Source organism: Teichococcus wenyumeiae, assembly GCF_003696345.1.
In the GTDB taxonomy this organism is placed as follows: Bacteria; Pseudomonadota; Alphaproteobacteria; order Acetobacterales; family Acetobacteraceae; genus Pseudoroseomonas; species Pseudoroseomonas wenyumeiae.
On sequence record NZ_RFLX01000034.1, the window covers coordinates 13,563 to 31,454 of the forward strand.

Sequence of the window (17,892 nt, forward strand, 5' to 3'; positions counted from 1 at the left end):
CGGCCGGCCTCCACCTGCGGGTTTCCCGGTTCCCATCAACGTGCCTCCGGGACAAGATCATGGCTGTGCAGGTTCGTCTCGCGCCGGTCCAGAGTTTTGCTGAGCTTGAAGGAGAATGGCGCGCTCTGGAAGCAGAGCTGCCTGCCCCGTCCTTCTTCCAGTCCTGGAGCTGGGTAGGATGCCTGGCGGAGGAACGCTACCCCGACCCCGTGCTGCTGCGCGCCGAGGCCAATGGCCGGCTGCTGGGGCTGGCGCTGTTCAACCGCCGCCGCCGCCGGCTGCATCTGGCCGAAAGCGGCGATGCCGGCATGGATGCGCCCTTCATCGAGCACAATGCGCCGCTGGCGCATCCTCAGGCCCTGGCGCCGCTGCTGCGCGCCGCCTGGGGCGCCAGCGCCCGCCGGCTGGTGCTGAACGGCGTGCCGCCCGCGCTGCCGCCCGCCGCCGGTGGCGTGGCGCTGCGCTGGCAGGAACGGCTGGCGCCGCGGCTGGAGCTGGAGCCCATCCGCGCGGCGGGCGGCGACTGGCTGGCCGGGCGCAGCGGCAACAGCCGCTACCAGATCCGCCGCTCCAACCGCAGCTACGGCCCGCTGAGGCTGCACCGGGCCGAGAACACGGACCAGGCCCTGGCCTTCCTGGATTCGCTGATCCGGCTGCACGAGGCCACGTGGCAGGCCCGCGGCAAGCCCGGCGCCTTCGCCACGCCCTTCCTGCGCCGCTTCCATGAGGCGCTGATCCGCCGCGCCGCGCCGCGTGGCGAGCTGGACATGCTGCGCATCGAGGCCGGCGGGGAGGAGGTCGGCTATCTCTATAACTTCCGCATGCGCGGGCATGTGCATGCCTATCAGAGCGGGTTGGACCATGCCGGCGCGGGGCCACACCAGAAACCCGGCCTGACCTGCCATGCGCTGGCCATTGAGCATGCCCTGGCGCGCGGCGACAGTGTCTATGACTTCCTGGCCGGTGCCGACCGCTACAAGCGCAGCCTGGCCGATGCCGAATTGCCCCTTGTCTGGGCCGAGATGGTGCCGCGCTGGTCGGCGTTGGGCATCACGGCCCGGCTGCGGGCCCTGTTGCGGCGAAGCTAGCCGCCGGTTCACGGCGTGAATTCCATCAGCACGCGGGGCAGCAGCTGCTCCTCCGGCGGCAGCGGTGGCGTCTGCCGCATCCTCCGCAGGGCCATGGCGCCGAAAGGATTGCGGCGCCAGCCGGGGCTGCGCTCGCTCGGCGCCTCGGCCAGCCAGGAGAGCGTCATGGCATCGGCCTCCGGCGGCATGGCGGCGAAGCCGGCGCGGGCGGGGTCGTAGATCACCTGCCGCAGCGCCGGCCATTGCAGTTGCCCGCGCGCCTGCTGCAGCCGCCGGCGCCAGTAGCGGCGCAGGTCGCTCCAGCGCCAGGGGCGCAGCGCCGGCCCTTCCCAGGTCGCGCGAGGCTCCACCACGATGCGCTGCGGCTGCCAGTCGCCGCTATGGGCATCCAAATCATGCAGCACCAGGGAGGACAGCAGCCCGTCACCCCGGTAGAAGTTCAGCGGCAGCCGCAGGTCCTGCGCCGCCATGCGCTCCACGAAGCTGCCGCGCAGCATGAAGAGGGAGCCATGCAGGCCCGGGCACTCCTGCATCTGCTGCCGCAGCAGCGCGGCGCTGCGCCCGGTGCTGGGCACCGCCGCGGCGGCCAGGGCTTCCGGCGCATCGCGCAGCGCCTGGGCCAGCAGGCGCAGCGAATCCGGCGTGATGGCGGCATAGCCGTCCACGAAGGCATGCAGCGGCGCCGGCACCCGCAGGCGGTGGATATACTGATTGAGCGCGTTGGACTTGTCGGCCTGCGGGATCAGCGCGATGCGGCCGCGCAAACCCAGCCGCCGCATCGCCGCCATGGCCACGTCGGGCGAGGCGTCGGTGCTGCCGTTCAGCACCGCCGTCACATCGATCGCCTGGCCCTGGCCCGCACGCGCCACGGCTTCCAGGCAGCGGGACAGGGAGGCCGCTTCGTTATGGGCGAAGACCGCGACGGCCCATTCCACCGCCTGCGCCTGCGCCGCCTCTGTCGCCACCCACTCCAGGGTCCGCATGGTCAGCTTCCCCGCAGGGCCGCCAGCCGGCGGCCCATCTGCAACCGGCCCACCACGCGCCGCAGCAGGCCAAGCATATCGGCCTCGGCCCCCGTCGGGCAGCCCGCCAGGGTCCAGAGCGCGCCGAGCGCCGCCACATAGCTGACGATGCCGAGGCTGACGCCCTCCAGCAGCTCCAGGGCCGCCGCGCCAGCCGTGGCAGGGGGCGCCGTCCAGCCTATGCCGGCCGACCACATCACCAGCGCCATCACCGCCGTGGCCACCACCGGCCGCAGGGTGCAGGCCAGCAGGCGCGAGGCCGGCAGGTGCAGCAGCCGCAGCGCATAGGACACCAGCAGCGAATGCTCCGCCGCCACGATGATGGCGGTGGCGATGGCCGCGCCGGTCAGACCGTAGCTGGAGATCATGAAGGGCAGCAGGGGCAGCCGCGCCACGGCGGAGATGGCGGCGATGCACATCAGCGTGCGCAGCATGGCGCGGGCATTCAGCAGCGCGCTGCTGACATTGCCGAAGAGCGTCATGGTCCAGGCGGCGCCCAGCACCGCCACCACCGGCACCGCCTCCAGCCATTCCTGGCCGAAGCCCAGCGCCACCACCGGGCCGGCCACCAGGGAGATGCCGAAGCCCGCCGGCAGCACCAGCAGCGCGATCAGCCCCACGATGCGGAGATAGGCCTCGCCCACCTCCTCGGTGCTGCCGGCGCGCAGGGCACCGGCGAAGCCGGGCATGCAGGCCCGGCAGATCGGGTCCACCAGTTCGGTGGCGGGCAGGGTCGAAACCTCCATGGCCACGGCGAAGACGCCCACCTGCGTCGGCGACAGCGTGCGGCCGATCACCAGGCTGTCGATCTTGTCACGGATGACGCAGACGACGCTGAGCAGCCAGCTCCAGACCGAGACGCCCGCCAGTTCCCGCCAGGCGGAGAGTTCCAGGCGCGGGCGGTAGGGGTGCATGGCATAGCTCATCAGCACCAGCGCCAGCCGGTTGACCACGATGCCGATCACCAGGGCCCAGTGGCTGCGCAGCAGGAAGGCGCTGCCGATGGTGACGGTGATGCCCAGCAGCCGCGGCAGCAGCTGCAGCTTGAATTCCTTGTCGAAGGTCATGTGGCGGCGGAAATCCACCGTGCCCACATTGGTCAGCCCCGCCGCGCCGGCCGAGAAGGCGATGGCCAGCAGCACTTCCTCCAGCCGCGGGTCGCCGAAGAAGCGCGCCGCCGGCGCCGCCGCCACCATCACGGCGGCGGCGGAAACGATGGACCGTATGAGGTTCAGCGTGAAGGCGGTGTGGTAGAGCGCCGGGCGGGGATTGGGCGTGCGGACGATCTGGTCCTCGACGCCGATGGAAAGGCAGACATCCAGCGCGATGGCGAAGGATGTGGCCAGCGCCACCAGGCCGAAATCCTCCGGTGCCAGCAGGCGCACCAGCACCAGGGTACTGCCCAGCCCCAGCGTGCGGGTCACCATCCGCCAGGCCACGACCCAGCTGGCGCCACGCATCGTGCGCCCGAGCATGTTGCCCGGGGTTTCGTCAGGTACGGACACGTTTCAGGCCTCGGCGATGGCGGGCTGCGCCCGGGTGCCGGCCATGCCGGCCAGGAAGCCTTCCAGCACCAGCAACTGCCACAGCGCCTGGCTGTGGTCGTGCCGGCCGGAAGCGTGGCGGTCCACCATCTCCGCGATGGCGGCGGGGTCGAAAAGACCCGAATCCAGCATGGGCGCGCCCAGCAGCCGGGCGCGGACCGTGTCGGCACCCTCGCGGAACTGCCCGCCGATGGCGGCGGCGAAGCCCTGCTTGGGTCCGTTGAGAATGCTGTCCGGCAGCAGCGGTGCCACGGCCTGCCGCAGCACCTGCTTGCCCTGGCCGCGCTGTAGCTTCAGCGCATCCGGCAGCGCCATGCCCCACTCGACCAGGGTGTGGTCCAGCAGCGGCGGCCGCACCTCCAGCGAGACGGCCATGCTGGTACGGTCCACCTTGGTCAGGATATCGCCGGGCAGATAGGTATGCAGGTCGGCATACTGGGCCTGCAGCAGCGAGGCATCGGGGTCGCAATCCGCCATCAGCGTGGCGAAGCGCTCGCCAGGGTCATGCCCCTGCAGCATCGCCCGCATGGAGGGAGAGAAGAGCGCGCGGCGCTGTTCCTGATGCACGCGGCAGACGGTGCGGTAATAGCCCAGCGCGCTGTCCAGGCTGATTTCCGTCAGCGTGTGCTTGGCCCGCAGCCAGCGCGGCGCGGTATCCAGCTTGGGATAGATGCGCGCCAGCCCGCCCAGCACCCGCCGCCGGGCACCGGCGGGCAGGGTGCGGCGCACCGCCTCAGCCATCTGGTGGAAGCGGTAGCGGCGGTAGCCGGCGAAGACCTCGTCGCCGCCATCGCCGGAGAGCGCCACCGTCACATGCCGCCGCGCCAGGGTGCAGACCGCCAGCGTCGGCACGGAGGAATGGTCGCCGAAGGGGGCGCCGAAGACCGCCGCCTGGGTGCGCGCCGCATCGAGATAGTTGGGGGAGGAGGCCTCGGCCAGATGCGTGGTGCCCAGCCGCGCCGCCATGCCGGCGGCGGCCGGGCGCTCATCCGCGCCGCCGGGGAAACCGATGGTGAAGGAGCGCAGCGGCCCCGCCGCCGCCTTCGCGGCCAGGGCGGTCACGGCAGACGAATCGACGCCGCCGGAGAGGAAGCTGCCCAGCGGCACATCCGACATCAGCCGCAGCCGCACCGATTCCTCCAGCCGCGCCGCCAGTTCCGCCGCCGCATCGGCGGGGCGGGCACGCAGGGCGGTGGGCGGGCGCCAGTAGCGGCGGGGCGGCGGCAGCACCGCCGGGCCCTGGCGCAGCACCAGCATGTGGCCGGCCGGCAGGCTGCGGATGCCGGCATAGATGGTGTCCGGGTCCGGCACATAGCCCAGGGCCAGGAAGTCATCGAGCGCCTGGGGGTCGACGCGGCGAGGCAGTTCCGGCAGCGCCAGCAGGCCGCAGAGCTCGGAGGCGAAGGCAACGCCGCCATCCGGCAGCCGGGCGTAGTGCAGCGGCTTCTCGCCCAGCCGGTCCCGCGCCAGCACCAGCTGCCGGGTTTCCCGGTCCCAGATGGCGAAGGCGAACATGCCGTTCAGCCGGTCCAGGCAACTAGTGCCCCAGGCCGCCCAGCCATGCAGGATGGCCTCGGTGTCCGAGCGGGTGCGGAAGTGGTGGCCCATAGCCTCCAGCTCCTGCCGCAGCGCCGCGTGGTTATAGATCTCGCCATTGAAGGAGATGACGAAGCGGCCATCGGCGCTGGACATCGGCTGGGCGCCGCCGGCGAGGTCCACGATCGCCAGCCGTCGGTGCCCAAGGCCAAGGCCTGGCTCGATATGGAAGCCCTCGCCATCCGGGCCACGGTGGCGCAGGGCATCCGTCATGGCGCGCAGCGCGGCGGCCTCCGGCCGGGTGCCGCCGTCTAAATAATAAATTCCTGCCAGGCCGCACATTTGTTGATGATCCTGCTACACATTACCGCGAGGCGGGCCGGCAAGGCGCACCGCCGGCCGGGAGACAAGTGAATGAAGGCTCACGACTTTGTCGCGGGTTCGCAGCAGTACCAGGCAGCTCCGCGCGCAGCGGCACGGCGCTGGGGCTGGCCCTTCGCCGTGCTGTTCATCGGCGCCTGCTCCGCTTTGGGCTGGGCCGTGATCGCCTTCCTCATCCGCAGCGTCTTCAGCTGACGGCCCGGAGCGGCTCGACCCGCTCCGCCAGCCCAGGACGGCCTGCGGCCAGCCAGGCCAGCGTCTCCGCCAGGCCTTCCCGCAGCGAGGTCTGCGGCTGCAATCCCAGCTCCCGGCGCGCCAGCGCCGGCTGGCCCAGCGAATGCCGGATCTCGGCGGCGCGGGGCGCGGCATGGCTCAGATCCAGCGACTGGCCGGAAAGGTCCGCGATCAGCGCCGCCAGCTCCAGCACCGAGGTCGGCTGGCCGCTGCAGACGTTGTAGACCGGCGCGGCTGTCGAGGCCGCCGGCATCGCCGCCAGCAGCATCCGCACCACATCCGCGACATAAACGAAGTCGCGCGTCTGCTCCCCATCGCCGAAGACCTGCACCGGCTGCCCGCGCGTGATGCGGTCGCAGAAGATGGAGATCACGCCCGAATAGGGTGAGCGCGGGTCCTGCCGGGGCCCATAGACGTTGAAGAAGCGCAGCCCCGCCGTCCGCAGCCCATGAGTATGGCCGGCCACCAGGGCATGCTGCTCACAGCCCAGCTTGTCGGCGCCATAGGCGGAGAGGGGGCGCGTCGCCACGCCCTCATGCAGCGGCAGAGCATCGGCGGCACCATAAACGGCGGCCGAGGAGGCATAGACCACCGGTACCCCATGCAGCCGCGCCGCGTCCAGCAGCGCCACGGTGCCGGAGAGATTGGTGCAATGCGTGCCATACCAATCCTGCACCCCACGCTCGACCGAGGCGATGGCAGCCAGATGGTAGCAGGCATCCACGCCGGCCAGCGCCTGCCGCACGGTGGCGGGGCGAGAAACGTCACCGATCAGTAGGGATGCGCCGGGCGCGAGGTTGGCCTCGCTGCCCGTGGACAGATCGTCCAGCACCCGGACGCGGTCACCGCGCGCGCGCAGGGCGGCACAGAGATGCGAACCGATGAACCCACAACCGCCGGTGACAAGGATGGTCGCCATGTTCGTAAGACCTTCCGACATCGTTGTCTGCTGACAATGCTATCCAAATATAGGAAGATCATGAAGTGTAAAAAGACACGACCATGTTAATTACATCTTCAGTAAATAAATCACTTCAGATGTAATTTTCATGTATTGAAGTGAAAATATCAGAACTGTCGGAGATTTTTACTTCACGTCGGGGAGAGCCCGGATAGGATGCACCCCATCCCGCCAGTGCTTTTACCGGGCCGCGGCGTTTCGGACCCTGTCACGGGAAGGCTGTTCCAATGGATGTGAGCGTCATCTGTCCTGTCTTCAACACGCCGCCGGACCTGCTGCGGCGCGCCGCAGAATCGGTGCTGCGCGAGCGCTCCGCGGTGCGTGAGCTCATTCTGGTGGATGACGCCTCAAGCAATCCCGCCACCCTGGCCGCCTGTCAGGCGCTGCGGGATGCCGATGCCCGCGTGGTGCTGCACCGGCTGCCGCGCAATGCCGGCCCGGCCTCGGCACGCAATGCAGGGCTTCGGCTGGCCCAGGCGACCTGGGTCGGCTTCCTGGATGCTGACGACCTCTGGCTGCCCGGCCGCATCGCACACGCGGAAGCCGTGCTGGAACTGCACCCCGATGCCAGCTGGATCGGCGGCCCGCACAGCTTCATCGCCGGCGAGGCCGATGACAGCCCCCGTGAGCCGGCAACCTCGCTGGCGGGGCGGATGGGGCATGCCGGCGCGAAGTGGCCGGTGCGGCTGAAGGGCGCGGCGCTGACCCGGTTGCTGATCTCGGATTTCTGCATGCACCTGGGCGCCATGCTGACGCGGCGCGACCTGCTCCTGCGCGCCGGCGGCTTCGCCGAAGGCCTCAGCTATTACGAGGACTTCCTGATGATGGCGAAGCTTTCCGTGCTGGCGCCCCTGCATTACCTGCCGGAGCCTGTCTATGGCTGGCGGCGCGGCAATGCCGGCCTCACCACCTCCCGCGCCCGGCTGAGCGGACGCACCCTGCGCATGCACCGCGTGGCGGCGGCGGACCCGCTGATGCGGGGCTTCCGGAAGGAACTGCGCTGGGCCAGCTACCAGGCACGCAAGGGCCTGGCGCTGAACAACCTGCTCGCAGGCCGCCGTGCCCATGCGTTGGGCTTCGCGCTCAGCGCCTTCTCCCTGGACCCAAGGGAGCTGCGGGAACTCAGCATGTTCCTGCGACTCTGGCTGCAGGGCACCGGCGTGGCGGCGGCGGAGGGTGGGCGCTACAGCAGCGCCGAGCGCTTCCATGTGCAGGCCGGCGCATGATGGCCGCTAGGGCGCGCGAAACCGCCTTGCGCGCCGCCTGTGCCGGGCTGCGGATGTATTTTCAGCACGCACCTTTCAGCTTCGGCAAGCGGCGGCTCTGGGACCGGGTGGTGCAGCGCCACATCATCTGGCGGCAAATGGATATCGAAGCCCGCACGCACTTCGGCGGCCGCTTCGCCGGCAGCTTCCCGGATGCCGTCCATAGCTACGCCTATTTCTTCGGCGTCTGGGAGCCAGGCGTCACAGCCATCTATCGCCAGGCGCTGCGGCCAGGCGATGTGGTGGTGGATATCGGCGCCAATGTGGGCATGCACGCCCTGCTGGCAGCCCGCCTGGTCAGCCCGGATGGGCAGGTGCATGCGATCGAGGCCTCGCCATGGATTCATGCGCGCCTGCGCCAGAACCTGCGCACCAACGACATCTACAATGTCATCACCTACAACATTGCGGTGACGGAGGTGCCGGGCATCGTGCCGGTCTTCATACATGACGAAACCAACCTGGGCGGCACCACCATCGTGGCGGCCGAGGCCACCCGCACGCAGCGGCAGGAACTGGTGGAAGGCCGCCCCTTGGGCGAAATCGTGCCGGTCGAGGTGCTGCTTGCCGCCCGGCTGATCAAGATCGATGTCGAGGGCGCCGAGATCATGGTGGTGAAGGGCATGCGCGACCTGCTGCCGGCGCTGCGCCAGGATGTGGAGATTCTGGTGGAGGTGAAAACGGCGGCGCTGGCGGCGCTGGACAGTTCCTTGCAGGAGTTCCTCGACATCTTCGCTGAAGCTGGCTTCAGGCCCTTCGAGGTCGCCAACGCTTACGATGGCGGCTTCTACATCGACCACGGGCGGAATGTCGCGCCTGTGCCGCTGCAACGGCATGATTTCGAGATGGCGGATCTGCTCTTCCGCCGCGTGCAGGGCTGATGCCGATGGACAGCCGCCCCGTGGCCTCCATCAGCGTGGTGGTGCCAACCTACAACCGGGCTGCCCTGCTGCCTGCGACGCTGGATGCCATCCTGTCGCAGACGCTGCGCCCGCTGGAGGTCATCATCGTCGATGATGGCTCCACGGACGACACCGCGGCCGTGCTGGCGCGCTATGGCCGCCGGCTGCGGGTGCTGCGCGTCCCCAATGGTGGCGACCTGAAGGCGCGCAATGCCGGGCTGGCCGAGGCCACGGGCGACCTCGTGGCCTTCTGCGACAGCGATGACCTCTGGAAGCCAGGCTTCCTGGCAGCAATGTTGCGGATGTGGCAGGTGGAGCCGGCGCTGCGCGTGGCCTTCAGCGACTTCGTCATCATCCGCGATGACGTCTGGCAGGAAGATCGGAAATTCGCGGACGCTCCCCCGGGATTCTGGGATGGCCTGCGGCCGCTCGGCGCCTCGATGTCGGTCTTCGACCAGCCGATTGTCGAGCGGCTGCTGGATTTCCAGCCCTTCTTCCCGTCCTGCATGGTGGCAGACCGGCGCTTCCTGCTGGAGGTCGGCGGCTGGGACGTCTCGGTGGGGCGGCGGGTTGGCTGCGATTTCGCGACCATCCTGCGAGTGGCCGAGCACGCGCCCTTCGGCATCCTGCAGCAGCCCCTGGTGGGCATTCGCAAACATGCTGCGAATCACTCGGCCGATGTGCAGGCGATGAATCTGGGCGACGCCTGGATTCTGGAACACTTGCTGGCCGAGCGCCCATCCTGGCAACCGCATGCGGCGGCGGTGCGGGCCAGTGTCGCAGCGCGGCGGATGCAGGCGCTGGAGATCGCCTTCGCGCGCCGGGACTACCAGGCGGTGCGGGAGATCGCGGCCATGTTGCCGGCGCTCCAGTCGCCGCGGCTGCGGCTGAAGGCGCAGGTGGCGCGCCTGCCGCCGCTGGTGCGGGAAGCCAGCGGCGCGGTGCTGCTCTCGCTGGGGTCGCTGGCTTCGGTCCGGCGCCGGCTGCGGCGGGGCTGAGCGGCGGAAGCCTGCTCAGCCGCAGCGCCCGGCCCCGCGCGGCACGATGCTGAAGATCGGGTCGCGGCGGAAGTCCTGCGGCCGGGTAAAAGGCGCCCCGGCGCTGGACAGCCAGGCATAGGCGCGGCGCGCATCGGCCGAGCCGGTGACATCGACCAGTGCCGCCAGGGACTGCAGCGCCAGTTGCGCGTAGTCGCCCTGGGACTTGCTCCAGCCGCCGTTGTTGGACAGGCCGGCGGCGCGCATGGCCCGCGCGGTTTCCGCCCAGCTCCGCAGCGGCCGCGTCTCGCCATCGCCCGCTCCGGGGTCGGCGGCGAGCATATAGGCCGCTCCGTCATAGGGGTCGAAGCCCTTGTCCTTGGACAGGAAGCGTCCGACAAGGAAGTTGCTCATCCAGTCCAGCACATAGCGCGCATCCGGGTTGCCCCGCCGTGCCGCGGATGCCGCGGTGGAGGCGAAGTAATCCTGCTGCCAGGGCGGCAGCATGCCGCGCGCGCCATAGGTGCCGGGGATGCAGCCGTGCACCTCGCCCTGCTCCCTGGTCCAGACGGGGATGCGGGAGCGCAGCCAGGCCCAGTTACCTTCCGAGCAGGCGCGCAGATAGGGCAGGTTGGGGTCACCCTCGTCACTGGCCCAGGCGGCATTGTCCAATTGCCGCAGGGCCCAGGCGGCGCCGCGCACCTGGTTGGTGCGCACCACATTGAAGCCTTCGCCCGGCCCGGAATTGGAGGGATTGCCGCGCGCCGCAGGCCATTGCGAGACCACGCTCCAGGCCGCCTGTGCCTGGACCTGGTCCAGGAAGGCGCGGCGGCCGGTCAACAGATAGGGCACGAAGCCGAGGTCCGGCTGGTGGGCGCAATCCGGCGCCCAGCCGGTGTCGCTGGCGATGGGCTGCATCAGGCCGCCCGGCGGTGGGCCGCCCCGCCCATCGGTCCAGAGCCGCGGCCAGCGGCGGACATCCAGCCAGCCGCCCTTGCCGTCGCCGCCCGTGGGGTCCCAGTGGTGCCAGGGTACCGAGCCGGCGGCCTCCGCCTGCCCGATGGCGAAGGCAGCGGCGCGGCGGTCGCCCGTCATCAGCCAAATGGCCTGGGACTGGGTGGCGGGGCCGATATCGGCGCGGCCGCCCGGCTGGTACATGTCCTGCGCCACCTGCCGCGCGCCCAGGGGCGTGGCCCAGTCCGGCGCGGCCATGGCGGCACCCAGGCTCGCCAGCAGGGCTTCATCCACCCCGTGTTCGGTATTGTAGCGCGCTACCGCGCCGGCATCGGCCAGGTAGCCGGGGTCCTGCCGCACCAGCGGCGGCGGGCCGCCGGGGCGGGAGACGAAAAGCCGGCCCCAGGCGGTATATTGCGACTGGCGCGGAATATCGAAGCGCCCGACCGGCTTGCCATCCAGCAGCAACTGGGCCGTGTAGCGGGCCGAGCCGCCGCCGGGGCGCATGGCGACGTCGTTGCGGAACCAGGCATCCAGGCGCAGTGCGCCATCGGCATGCACCGACACATCGGCCACCAGCCGCAGCGAGGTGACGCCGCCGGCCGCGCCGGGAGGCACCAGGGTCTCCACGCGCCCCTGCGCCGCCAGCGGGCCGGATTGCCAGAGGCGGCCCGCCAGGGCGCGGGGGAGCAGGTCCAGGCGCCAGGTCTCGCCGCCGGGGCCGGTGACTTCCACCATGGCCTGCCGCCCGCCGGCCTGCGGCGGCGCGGCCGCCGGCTGCTGGCCGGGGCGGGCGGAGAGCATCACGCCGGCCACCTGCCCCTGGCCCAGGGCGGGCGTGGCCAATGCCACAAGCGCCAGCCGCGCCGAGCCATCCGGGTGGCGGTTGCGGATATCGAGCTGCACCGGCAGGGCGCCGCCATTCGTCAGGCGCGCCTCCAGCACATGGCCCGCCGGCAGGTCTCCGGGCCGGAAGGCCTGGCCAAAGACCGCCACCGCGCCCGAGGGGCCACCGCCGCCTTGCAGCAGCAGGCCGGTGATCTCGCCGGGGCGGGCGGGGCAGGGCAGCCCCGTGCCCGCCGCGGCCCGGGCCAGGGAGGGAGCGGCCAACAGGGCCGCCGCACCCAGCAGTGCGGCGCGCCGGCCGAGCGTGAACGGAGGCGTCATGCAAGCACCTTGCGGAACAGGGAGGCCTGCCCGGCCGTGGTTTCGTCCCAGCCGAAGCCTTCGGCATAAGCACGGGTGGCGGCGCGGGAGGGCGGGGCGGCCAGGAGTTGGCGGACGCAGGCAGCGATGGCTTCGGGGGTGATCTCGTCCATCACCAGACCGGCCTCGGGGGCCCGCACCGCTTCGCGGCTGCCCCAGGCGGGGCTGGCCACGACGGGGGTGCCGCAGGCCATGGATTCCAGCAGCACATTGGCCCAGCCTTCGCGGGAGGAAGCCAGCACCATGGCGTCGGCGGCGCCGTAATAGAGCGACAGCCGGTCATGGGGCTGCGAGCCCAGCAGCCGCACGCGGTCCGCGACGCCGAGGCGCTCGGCGAGATCCCGCAAGGCCGCGCGTTCCGGCCCATCCCCCAGCACCAGCAGGGTATGGCGCGGCAACTGCGGCAGCGCGGCGATGATGTGGTGGTGGCCCTTGCGCTCGATCAGATGGCCGACCGAGAGCAGCAGGGGCCCGGTTTCGTGCTTGGGCCCCAGGCCCAGCGCCGCCCGTGCGACTTCGGGAGAGGGCGCGAGGCGGAAGGTGTCCAGGTCCACGCCATTGCGCAGCACCGTCACCTTCTCCTCCGGCGCGCCCAGTTCCACCAGTCCGGCCTTCAAGCCGGCACTGACGGCGATCAGCGCATCGGCTTCCGCGATGGCGTGGCGGATGGCGCGGCCGGGCAGGCGGAAATGTGGCAACTGGCTGGTATCGGAACCGCGGGCGGTGATGACTACCGGCAGGCCGAATTCCCGCCCCAGCCGCACCGCCGCCACACCATCCGGGTAGAGGTAGTGCGCGTCGATCAGGTCGAAGCGGTGGCCTTCCGCCAGCAGCCGCCGCAGCGCCGCGCGGGCGGCGACATAGAGCGCGGCGGGGCCGGTGAACATGCCCAGGCGCGGCGGCGCCAGGAAGCGCGGGTGGTGCAGCACCAGCCCGTGCCGCTCCTCGCGCAGCGGGATGGTGGCGTAGCGCGCCCAATCCCCGAAGCGGGGGGAGGCGGAGGGAAACCAGGGCACCGGCGCCAGCACGGTGCTGGTGGCCTCACCCCCGGCGACGAGATGCCGCAGGCGGTTTTCCACGAAGACGCCATGATTGGGCTGCGCGGCGTTTGGGTAGAGCGTCGTGAAGGTCAGCAGCCGGAGTGGCCGGCTGGCGCGGCTGGGCGCGCTGACGCCAGCCGGCGCCGGGAGCGTCCTGGTCTGGAGCTGCATCAGTGCTGCCCTCCGGCATGTCGAAGGGCGACCAGGGTATGGTGCCCGGCTTCAGCACGCTCCACCACGCCAGCCAGGTGATGCCGGCGATCATGCAGACGAAGTAGATCGAGTCCATGCGGGACCTCCTCGGTCCGGGGGAATGGGGCGGTCACGCGCGCGCGCTCCGGGGCAGGGCGTCGCGGGCCACGGCCGGAATGGCGGCGCGGTTGCGCCAGCCGGCGGCGGCCATGGCTTCGCTGGTGGTGCCGGGCAGGGTTTCGCCGGCCAGCGCACGCTTGGCGAGGGCATAGGCGGCGGCGATAACCACCAGCAGCGTCCAGTAGAAATCCCAGTAGGAGAGCGACAGGAAGCTGCCGCTGACCATGTAGGCCATGATCGAGACCTGGGCCATGCGCCCCAGGTCATGCGCCCAGGCAAGGTCGGGCCTTTGCCGCGTCATGCGTGCTAAGCGGATGGCGTAGAACAGCCCTGTGAGACTCAGCCCCGTCCAGATCATGAAGGTGGGGAAGCCGTGCTCGCCCAGCAGTTCGAACCAGATGCTGTGCACGGCGCGGGCGGGGCCATCGGGTGCCACGGTATCCACCACCGACCGCGTGTAAGGGCCGGTGAAGCCTGAGCCCACCAGCGGCCGCTGCAAGGCGAGGTCCAGCGAGATACCCCAGAGCGTCAGGCGCTCGCTGGCGGATTCGTCCTGCTTGTAGCTGCCAATGCTTTCCATACGCTCGCCCCACTGGCCCGGCATGAAGGCGATGGCACCGGCGAGGCAGGCCGTCATCACGATGGCCGAGACCACCTTGCGCTTGCTGCGGAGCCACATCATCCCGCCCATGCCCAGAAGGCCGAGCAGCGCGCCGCGGGAATAGCTGGTCACGATGGACAGCAGCGTCAGCAGCATGGCCGCCAGCAGCAGGTTCCGCACGATCGGGTGCTTCGAATGCAGCCGCAGGTAGTGCATCAGCGGCAGTGTCACCAGCATGGCGGCGGCGAGGTGGTTGTTGTCGGTGATGATGGTCTGCTCGGGGCCCCAGATGCGGTACTGGCCGCCGGTCAGGATCGAGAAGATACCGCCGCGCACGCTGTAGTATCCGATCGAGATGATCATCACCCAGACCAGTGCCTGCACGCGCCGCCGCTCCGTCAGCAGCGCGGCCGTCAGCAGCAGGCCGATGATGATCTTTGTCGTGGCCTCCCACTTCGCCCAGACGGCGGTGGGTTCGCCCATGGCGGCGAAGGAGGTGGCGGTGAAGCAGCCCAGCAACGCCACCAGCAGCAGCGTCACGCCATTCATCGGCAGGCGCTTCGGCTCGGCCGCCAGCACGCAGCCGACCAGCGTGGCCGCGAAGACGGCCATGGCCCAGGGCAGCTCCATCGCGAAGCCCCACACCAGCCGGTGCGGGTTCATGAAGGAGATCCAGCTCCACAGCAGCACGCCGGCGAACGGGCGCATGATCGCCAGAGGCAGCAGGCTCGCCATGGCCGCCATGAAGGCGAGGTCACGCATAGGACGGTTGCCTCAGCGGCCGCGCAGGGAGGCCAGCAGGCGGCTGGCCTCCGCGCGCTCGGGGAAGGTCTGCTCGGTGGCGAGGGCGGGGGTGAGCACGGCCAGGGCCTCCTCCTTCGCGCCAGTGGCGTTCAGCGCATAGGCCAGCCGGTAGGCGGCGGCCGGGTTCTGCGTGCTGCCGCGCATGGCGGCGGCACGGCGCAGCAGCGGCACGGCGCGCGGCGCCTGCCCGTTGCGGGCCAGGATCCAGCCCAGTGTATCCGCCGTTTCCTGGTTGGGCGAAAGGTAATAGGCACGCTGGGCCAGGGCTTCCGCCTTGGCCGCCGCCGTCCTGTCCTCGTGCCGGCTGGTGAGCCACGCCAAGTTGTTCAGCGCCACCGCGTCGCGCGGCTTCAGCGTCACCAGCCGGCTCAGGCGTTGCTCGGCGGCATCCATGCGGCCCGCCTGCATGTCCAGCTGCGAGAGCAGCATCAGCGCATCGGTATCGTCGGGCGCATTGGCCAGCCAGGCCTGCAGCACCGCCGCGGCCTTGTCCGCCTGCCCGGCGGCGCGCCAGGCATTCGCCTGCCGCAGGGCCAGGATGGGGGAGGGCACTTCCTTGGCCATGGCGGCATAAGCCTCGGCGGCCTGCTTCGGCTGCTTTTCCGCCAGCATCAGGTCGCCGAGCAGCACCAGGGACGCGGGGCGCCCCTCCGGGCGGGAGGCGAGCTGCCGCGCGGCATCCATGGCCGCCGCCGGCCCCTGCGCCTCCCGCACCAGCGTGATCAGCGCCTGCTGCAAAGTCGCATCGGCGGGGGCCTCGCGCAGGCCCTGGCGGATCAGGACCTCGGCGCCCTTAGGGTCGCCATTGCGCACCAGCAGGCCGGCCAGTTGGCGGCGGGCCAGGATGGAGGAGGGCGCCTCGGCCAGGGCGAGGCGGGCGGCTTCCTCCGCCCGCTTCCAGTCCGCCGCGGCGGCATAGGCGCGGGATCGCGCTAGGGTCAGCGCCACGCCGCCCTTGGCGCGCAGCGGCTCGGCATCCAGCACCGCCACGGCCTTGGCGGGCTCATTGGCGCGCATCAGCACGGCGGACAGCGACATGGCCAGCAGCGGCTCGCCCGGATGCGCGGCCTGCGCCCCCTCCAGCACCGCGCGGGCGGCGGCGGCACGGGGGCCATTGCCCGCGGCAGCGGTGGTCAGCTGCGTCACGGCCTCGGCATGGCCGGGCTCCTGCTTCAGCACCTCGCCCAGCAGGCGCTCGGCTTCCTCCGGCTTGTCCTGAAGGAAGGCAACGCGCGCCAGACCCATCCGCGCCGGATTGGAGTTGGGGTGGTCGCGCAGCGCGCCCTCGAAGGCGGCGCGCGCGCCTGGCAGGTCCATCCGCAGGGTCAGCAGCGTGCCGTCCAGCACGGCGCCGGTATCGCCCTTGCGCCCTTCAGGGCCAAGGCGGTCCATCTCGGCCTCGGCGGCGGTGACATCGCCCTGCGCCAGCGCGGCGAAAGCCAGCATCTGCCGTGTCGCCAGCGTGTCGCCACCCAGCGCCACGGCGCGGTTGGCGGCTTCCTGCGTGCCGGCGGCATCGCCGGTGGCCAGCCGTGCGGCGGCCAAGCGGTTGAAGATGCTGGCATTCTGAGGCGCCAGTTCGGCAGCCTTCTCGAAGGCCGTGGCGGCCTCGCGCGGGCGGTTCAGCAAGGACTGCACGGTGCCGAGCAGTTCCAGCGATTCCACATCCGCCTTGCCGCGGTCCGCCAGGGTGGCCAGCACGGCGGCGGCGTCGCGCGGGCGCTTGTCCTCCAGCGCCAGCGCGGCCAGCAGCCGGGCACCGCGCGGGTCATCCGGATTGCGGGCCAAGTGGCGGCTGGCGGCATCCTCGGCCTGCGCCTTCTGCCCCAGGGCCTGCTTGGCCGTGGCCTGCATCAGGTATCCGTTGGGGAAATTGCCCAGCGCCGGGCCAAGCTTCTGCAAATCGGCGTCGGCGCCGGTCCAGTCCTTGGCCCGCAGCTCCAGCAGCGCGCGCATATAGATCGCGGGCGCATTCGTCGGCACGACCTTCAGCGCGGCATCGACATCCGCGCGGGCGCGGGCATCGTCCTGGAGCTGGATCAGCGTCTCGGCACGGCGCAGCCGGCCAGCGACCGAGTTGGGCGCGCTCTGCAGCACCCGGTCGAAGCTCGCCAGCGCCGCCTGCAGGTCGCGCCGCTCATATTGCAGCCCACCCTTGCGCAGCAGCGCATCGGCATTGTCAGGGTGGCTGGCCAGCACGGCATCCAGCACCGCCTCTGCCGCCACGCGGTCGCCCTGCACCAGCGCCACGTTGGAGGCGACGATGCCCACTTCCGGCACATCCGGCGCGATCTGCCGCGCCAGTGCCGCGGATTGCGCGGCCTCGTCCTTCCGCCCCAGGATCAGCAGGGCCTGGGCGCGCGCGGCGGCGATCTGCGCCGCCACAGGCTTTGGCGTCTCCACCTGCGGGAAGTCGCGCAGCAGGACCTCGGCACGATTGGACGCGAGGTAGGAGCGCATCAGCAGCGCGGTGCCGGCGGCGGCGTCATAGCCCCGCTCCAGCGCCGCACGGGCCTCGCGCTCCGCCAGCTCGGTGTCGTTCAGGTCGAGGCTGATGGAAGCCAGCGCGGCATGGGCACCGGCATCCTCCGGCTGGTCGCGCACCAGGTTGCGCAACTCGATCTGCGCCTCACGCAGGTTGCCGCGGGCGCGGGCCTCCTGCGCCCGCTCCAGCGGCCCCGCCATGCTGGGCAGGGCGAAGGGCAGGCTGGCGGCGGACAGCGCCAGCGCCAGGGGGAGGGCGCGCAGGAGGCGCGGCGCGGCGGCGGGGGGGATGCGGCGCATGGGGGATGCTCCTGCTACGAGTTTTCGCTAGGCGTAGCGGCGGGGGCTTCAGGTTCCGGGACTGCCTGATTCGGCGAGAGGCGGTGCGTTTCGAGCAGTCCGTAGATGGTGGGGCGCGAGATGCCGAGCAGGCGGGCGGCGGCGGCGAGCGAGCCGTTGGAGCGGGCCAGCGCCCGCTCGATGGTGGCGCGCTCAGCACGCAGGCGGGCGGCGCGGAGGTCGAGATCGACCTCCGAGGGTTCGGCCGGCGGCGAGAGCTCGAGGTCGGCGGCCGAGATGGT

General features: G+C 71.1%; 14 protein-coding genes. 5 read left to right on the plus strand and 9 right to left on the minus strand.

Going from position 1 to position 17,892, the window contains the following annotated elements:
• Positions 1-59 precede the first annotated feature (59 nt).
• Positions 60-1,088: a GNAT family N-acetyltransferase gene (locus EBE87_RS23475; RefSeq protein WP_122140192.1), complete on the plus strand. Its 1,029-nt coding sequence runs from the start codon at positions 60-62 to the stop codon at positions 1,086-1,088.
• 8 nt (positions 1,089-1,096) lie between these two features.
• On the opposite strand, the gene EBE87_RS23480 is transcribed toward EBE87_RS23475, so the two are convergent.
• The 3 genes from EBE87_RS23480 to asnB are packed head-to-tail and all read right to left on the minus strand — an operon-like array spanning position 1,097 to position 5,532.
• Positions 1,097-2,071: a glycosyltransferase gene (locus EBE87_RS23480; protein WP_120640146.1), complete on the minus strand. Its 975-nt coding sequence runs from the start codon at positions 2,069-2,071 to the stop codon at positions 1,097-1,099.
• A gap of 2 nt (positions 2,072-2,073) precedes the next feature.
• The gene (locus EBE87_RS23485) at positions 2,074-3,615 is read right to left on the minus strand and encodes an oligosaccharide flippase family protein (protein ID WP_147426165.1); all 1,542 of its coding nucleotides are present in this window, start codon (positions 3,613-3,615) and stop codon (positions 2,074-2,076) included.
• Between the two features lie 3 nt (positions 3,616-3,618).
• Positions 3,619-5,532 (minus strand): asparagine synthase (glutamine-hydrolyzing), encoded by a 1,914-nt coding sequence (gene asnB / locus EBE87_RS23490; protein ID WP_120640144.1) that lies wholly within the window; start codon positions 5,530-5,532, stop codon positions 3,619-3,621.
• A gap of 72 nt (positions 5,533-5,604) precedes the next feature.
• On the opposite strand from asnB, the gene EBE87_RS29145 reads away from it, so the two are divergent.
• A complete protein-coding gene (locus tag EBE87_RS29145; protein ID WP_158601005.1) occupies positions 5,605-5,766 on the plus strand; it encodes a hypothetical protein in 162 nt (53 codons plus the stop codon).
• Here EBE87_RS29145 and EBE87_RS23495 read toward each other — a convergent pair.
• Complete coding sequence (locus EBE87_RS23495; RefSeq protein WP_120640143.1) at positions 5,759-6,724, minus strand: NAD-dependent epimerase/dehydratase family protein; 966 nt, start codon at positions 6,722-6,724, stop codon at positions 5,759-5,761. The genes EBE87_RS29145 and EBE87_RS23495 overlap by 8 nt on opposite strands.
• A gap of 269 nt (positions 6,725-6,993) precedes the next feature.
• Between EBE87_RS23495 and EBE87_RS23500 the strand changes: the two genes are divergently transcribed.
• Genes EBE87_RS23500 through EBE87_RS23510 form a run of 3 tightly spaced genes read left to right on the plus strand, consistent with a single transcriptional unit; the run spans position 6,994 to position 9,931 of the window.
• Positions 6,994-7,992 (plus strand): glycosyltransferase family 2 protein, encoded by a 999-nt coding sequence (locus EBE87_RS23500; RefSeq protein WP_120640142.1) that lies wholly within the window; start codon positions 6,994-6,996, stop codon positions 7,990-7,992.
• Positions 7,989-8,912, plus strand: a complete 924-nt coding sequence (locus EBE87_RS23505) for an FkbM family methyltransferase (protein WP_120640141.1) — start codon at positions 7,989-7,991, stop codon at positions 8,910-8,912. The genes EBE87_RS23500 and EBE87_RS23505 overlap by 4 nt, the downstream gene beginning before the upstream one ends.
• A 5-nt stretch (positions 8,913-8,917) precedes the next feature.
• A complete protein-coding gene (locus EBE87_RS23510; RefSeq protein WP_158601004.1) occupies positions 8,918-9,931 on the plus strand; it encodes a glycosyltransferase family 2 protein in 1,014 nt (337 codons plus the stop codon).
• Positions 9,932-9,946: 15 nt separating this feature from the next.
• Here EBE87_RS23510 and EBE87_RS23515 read toward each other — a convergent pair whose 3' ends face one another.
• From EBE87_RS23515 to EBE87_RS23535, 5 genes are all read right to left on the minus strand, one after another.
• Positions 9,947-12,031, minus strand: coding sequence for a hypothetical protein (locus EBE87_RS23515; protein WP_122140193.1), 2,085 nt, complete (start codon positions 12,029-12,031; stop codon positions 9,947-9,949).
• Positions 12,028-13,281, minus strand: coding sequence for a glycosyltransferase family 4 protein (locus EBE87_RS23520; protein ID WP_120640829.1), 1,254 nt, complete (start codon positions 13,279-13,281; stop codon positions 12,028-12,030). Before EBE87_RS23520 ends, EBE87_RS23515 begins: the two co-directional genes overlap by 4 nt.
• Before the next feature lie 151 nt (positions 13,282-13,432).
• The gene (locus tag EBE87_RS23525; protein WP_120640828.1) at positions 13,433-14,785 is read right to left on the minus strand and encodes a putative O-glycosylation ligase, exosortase A system-associated; all 1,353 of its coding nucleotides are present in this window, start codon (positions 14,783-14,785) and stop codon (positions 13,433-13,435) included.
• Positions 14,786-14,797: 12 nt separating this feature from the next.
• Positions 14,798-17,611 carry an XrtA/PEP-CTERM system TPR-repeat protein PrsT gene (prsT, locus tag EBE87_RS23530; RefSeq protein ID WP_120640827.1) on the minus strand — a complete coding sequence of 938 codons (2,814 nt, stop codon included), beginning with the start codon at positions 17,609-17,611 and terminating at the stop codon, positions 14,798-14,800.
• Between the two features lie 14 nt (positions 17,612-17,625).
• Positions 17,626-17,892: helix-turn-helix domain-containing protein (locus EBE87_RS23535; RefSeq protein WP_233560172.1), on the minus strand; the 267-nt coding region annotated here is incomplete at its 5' end.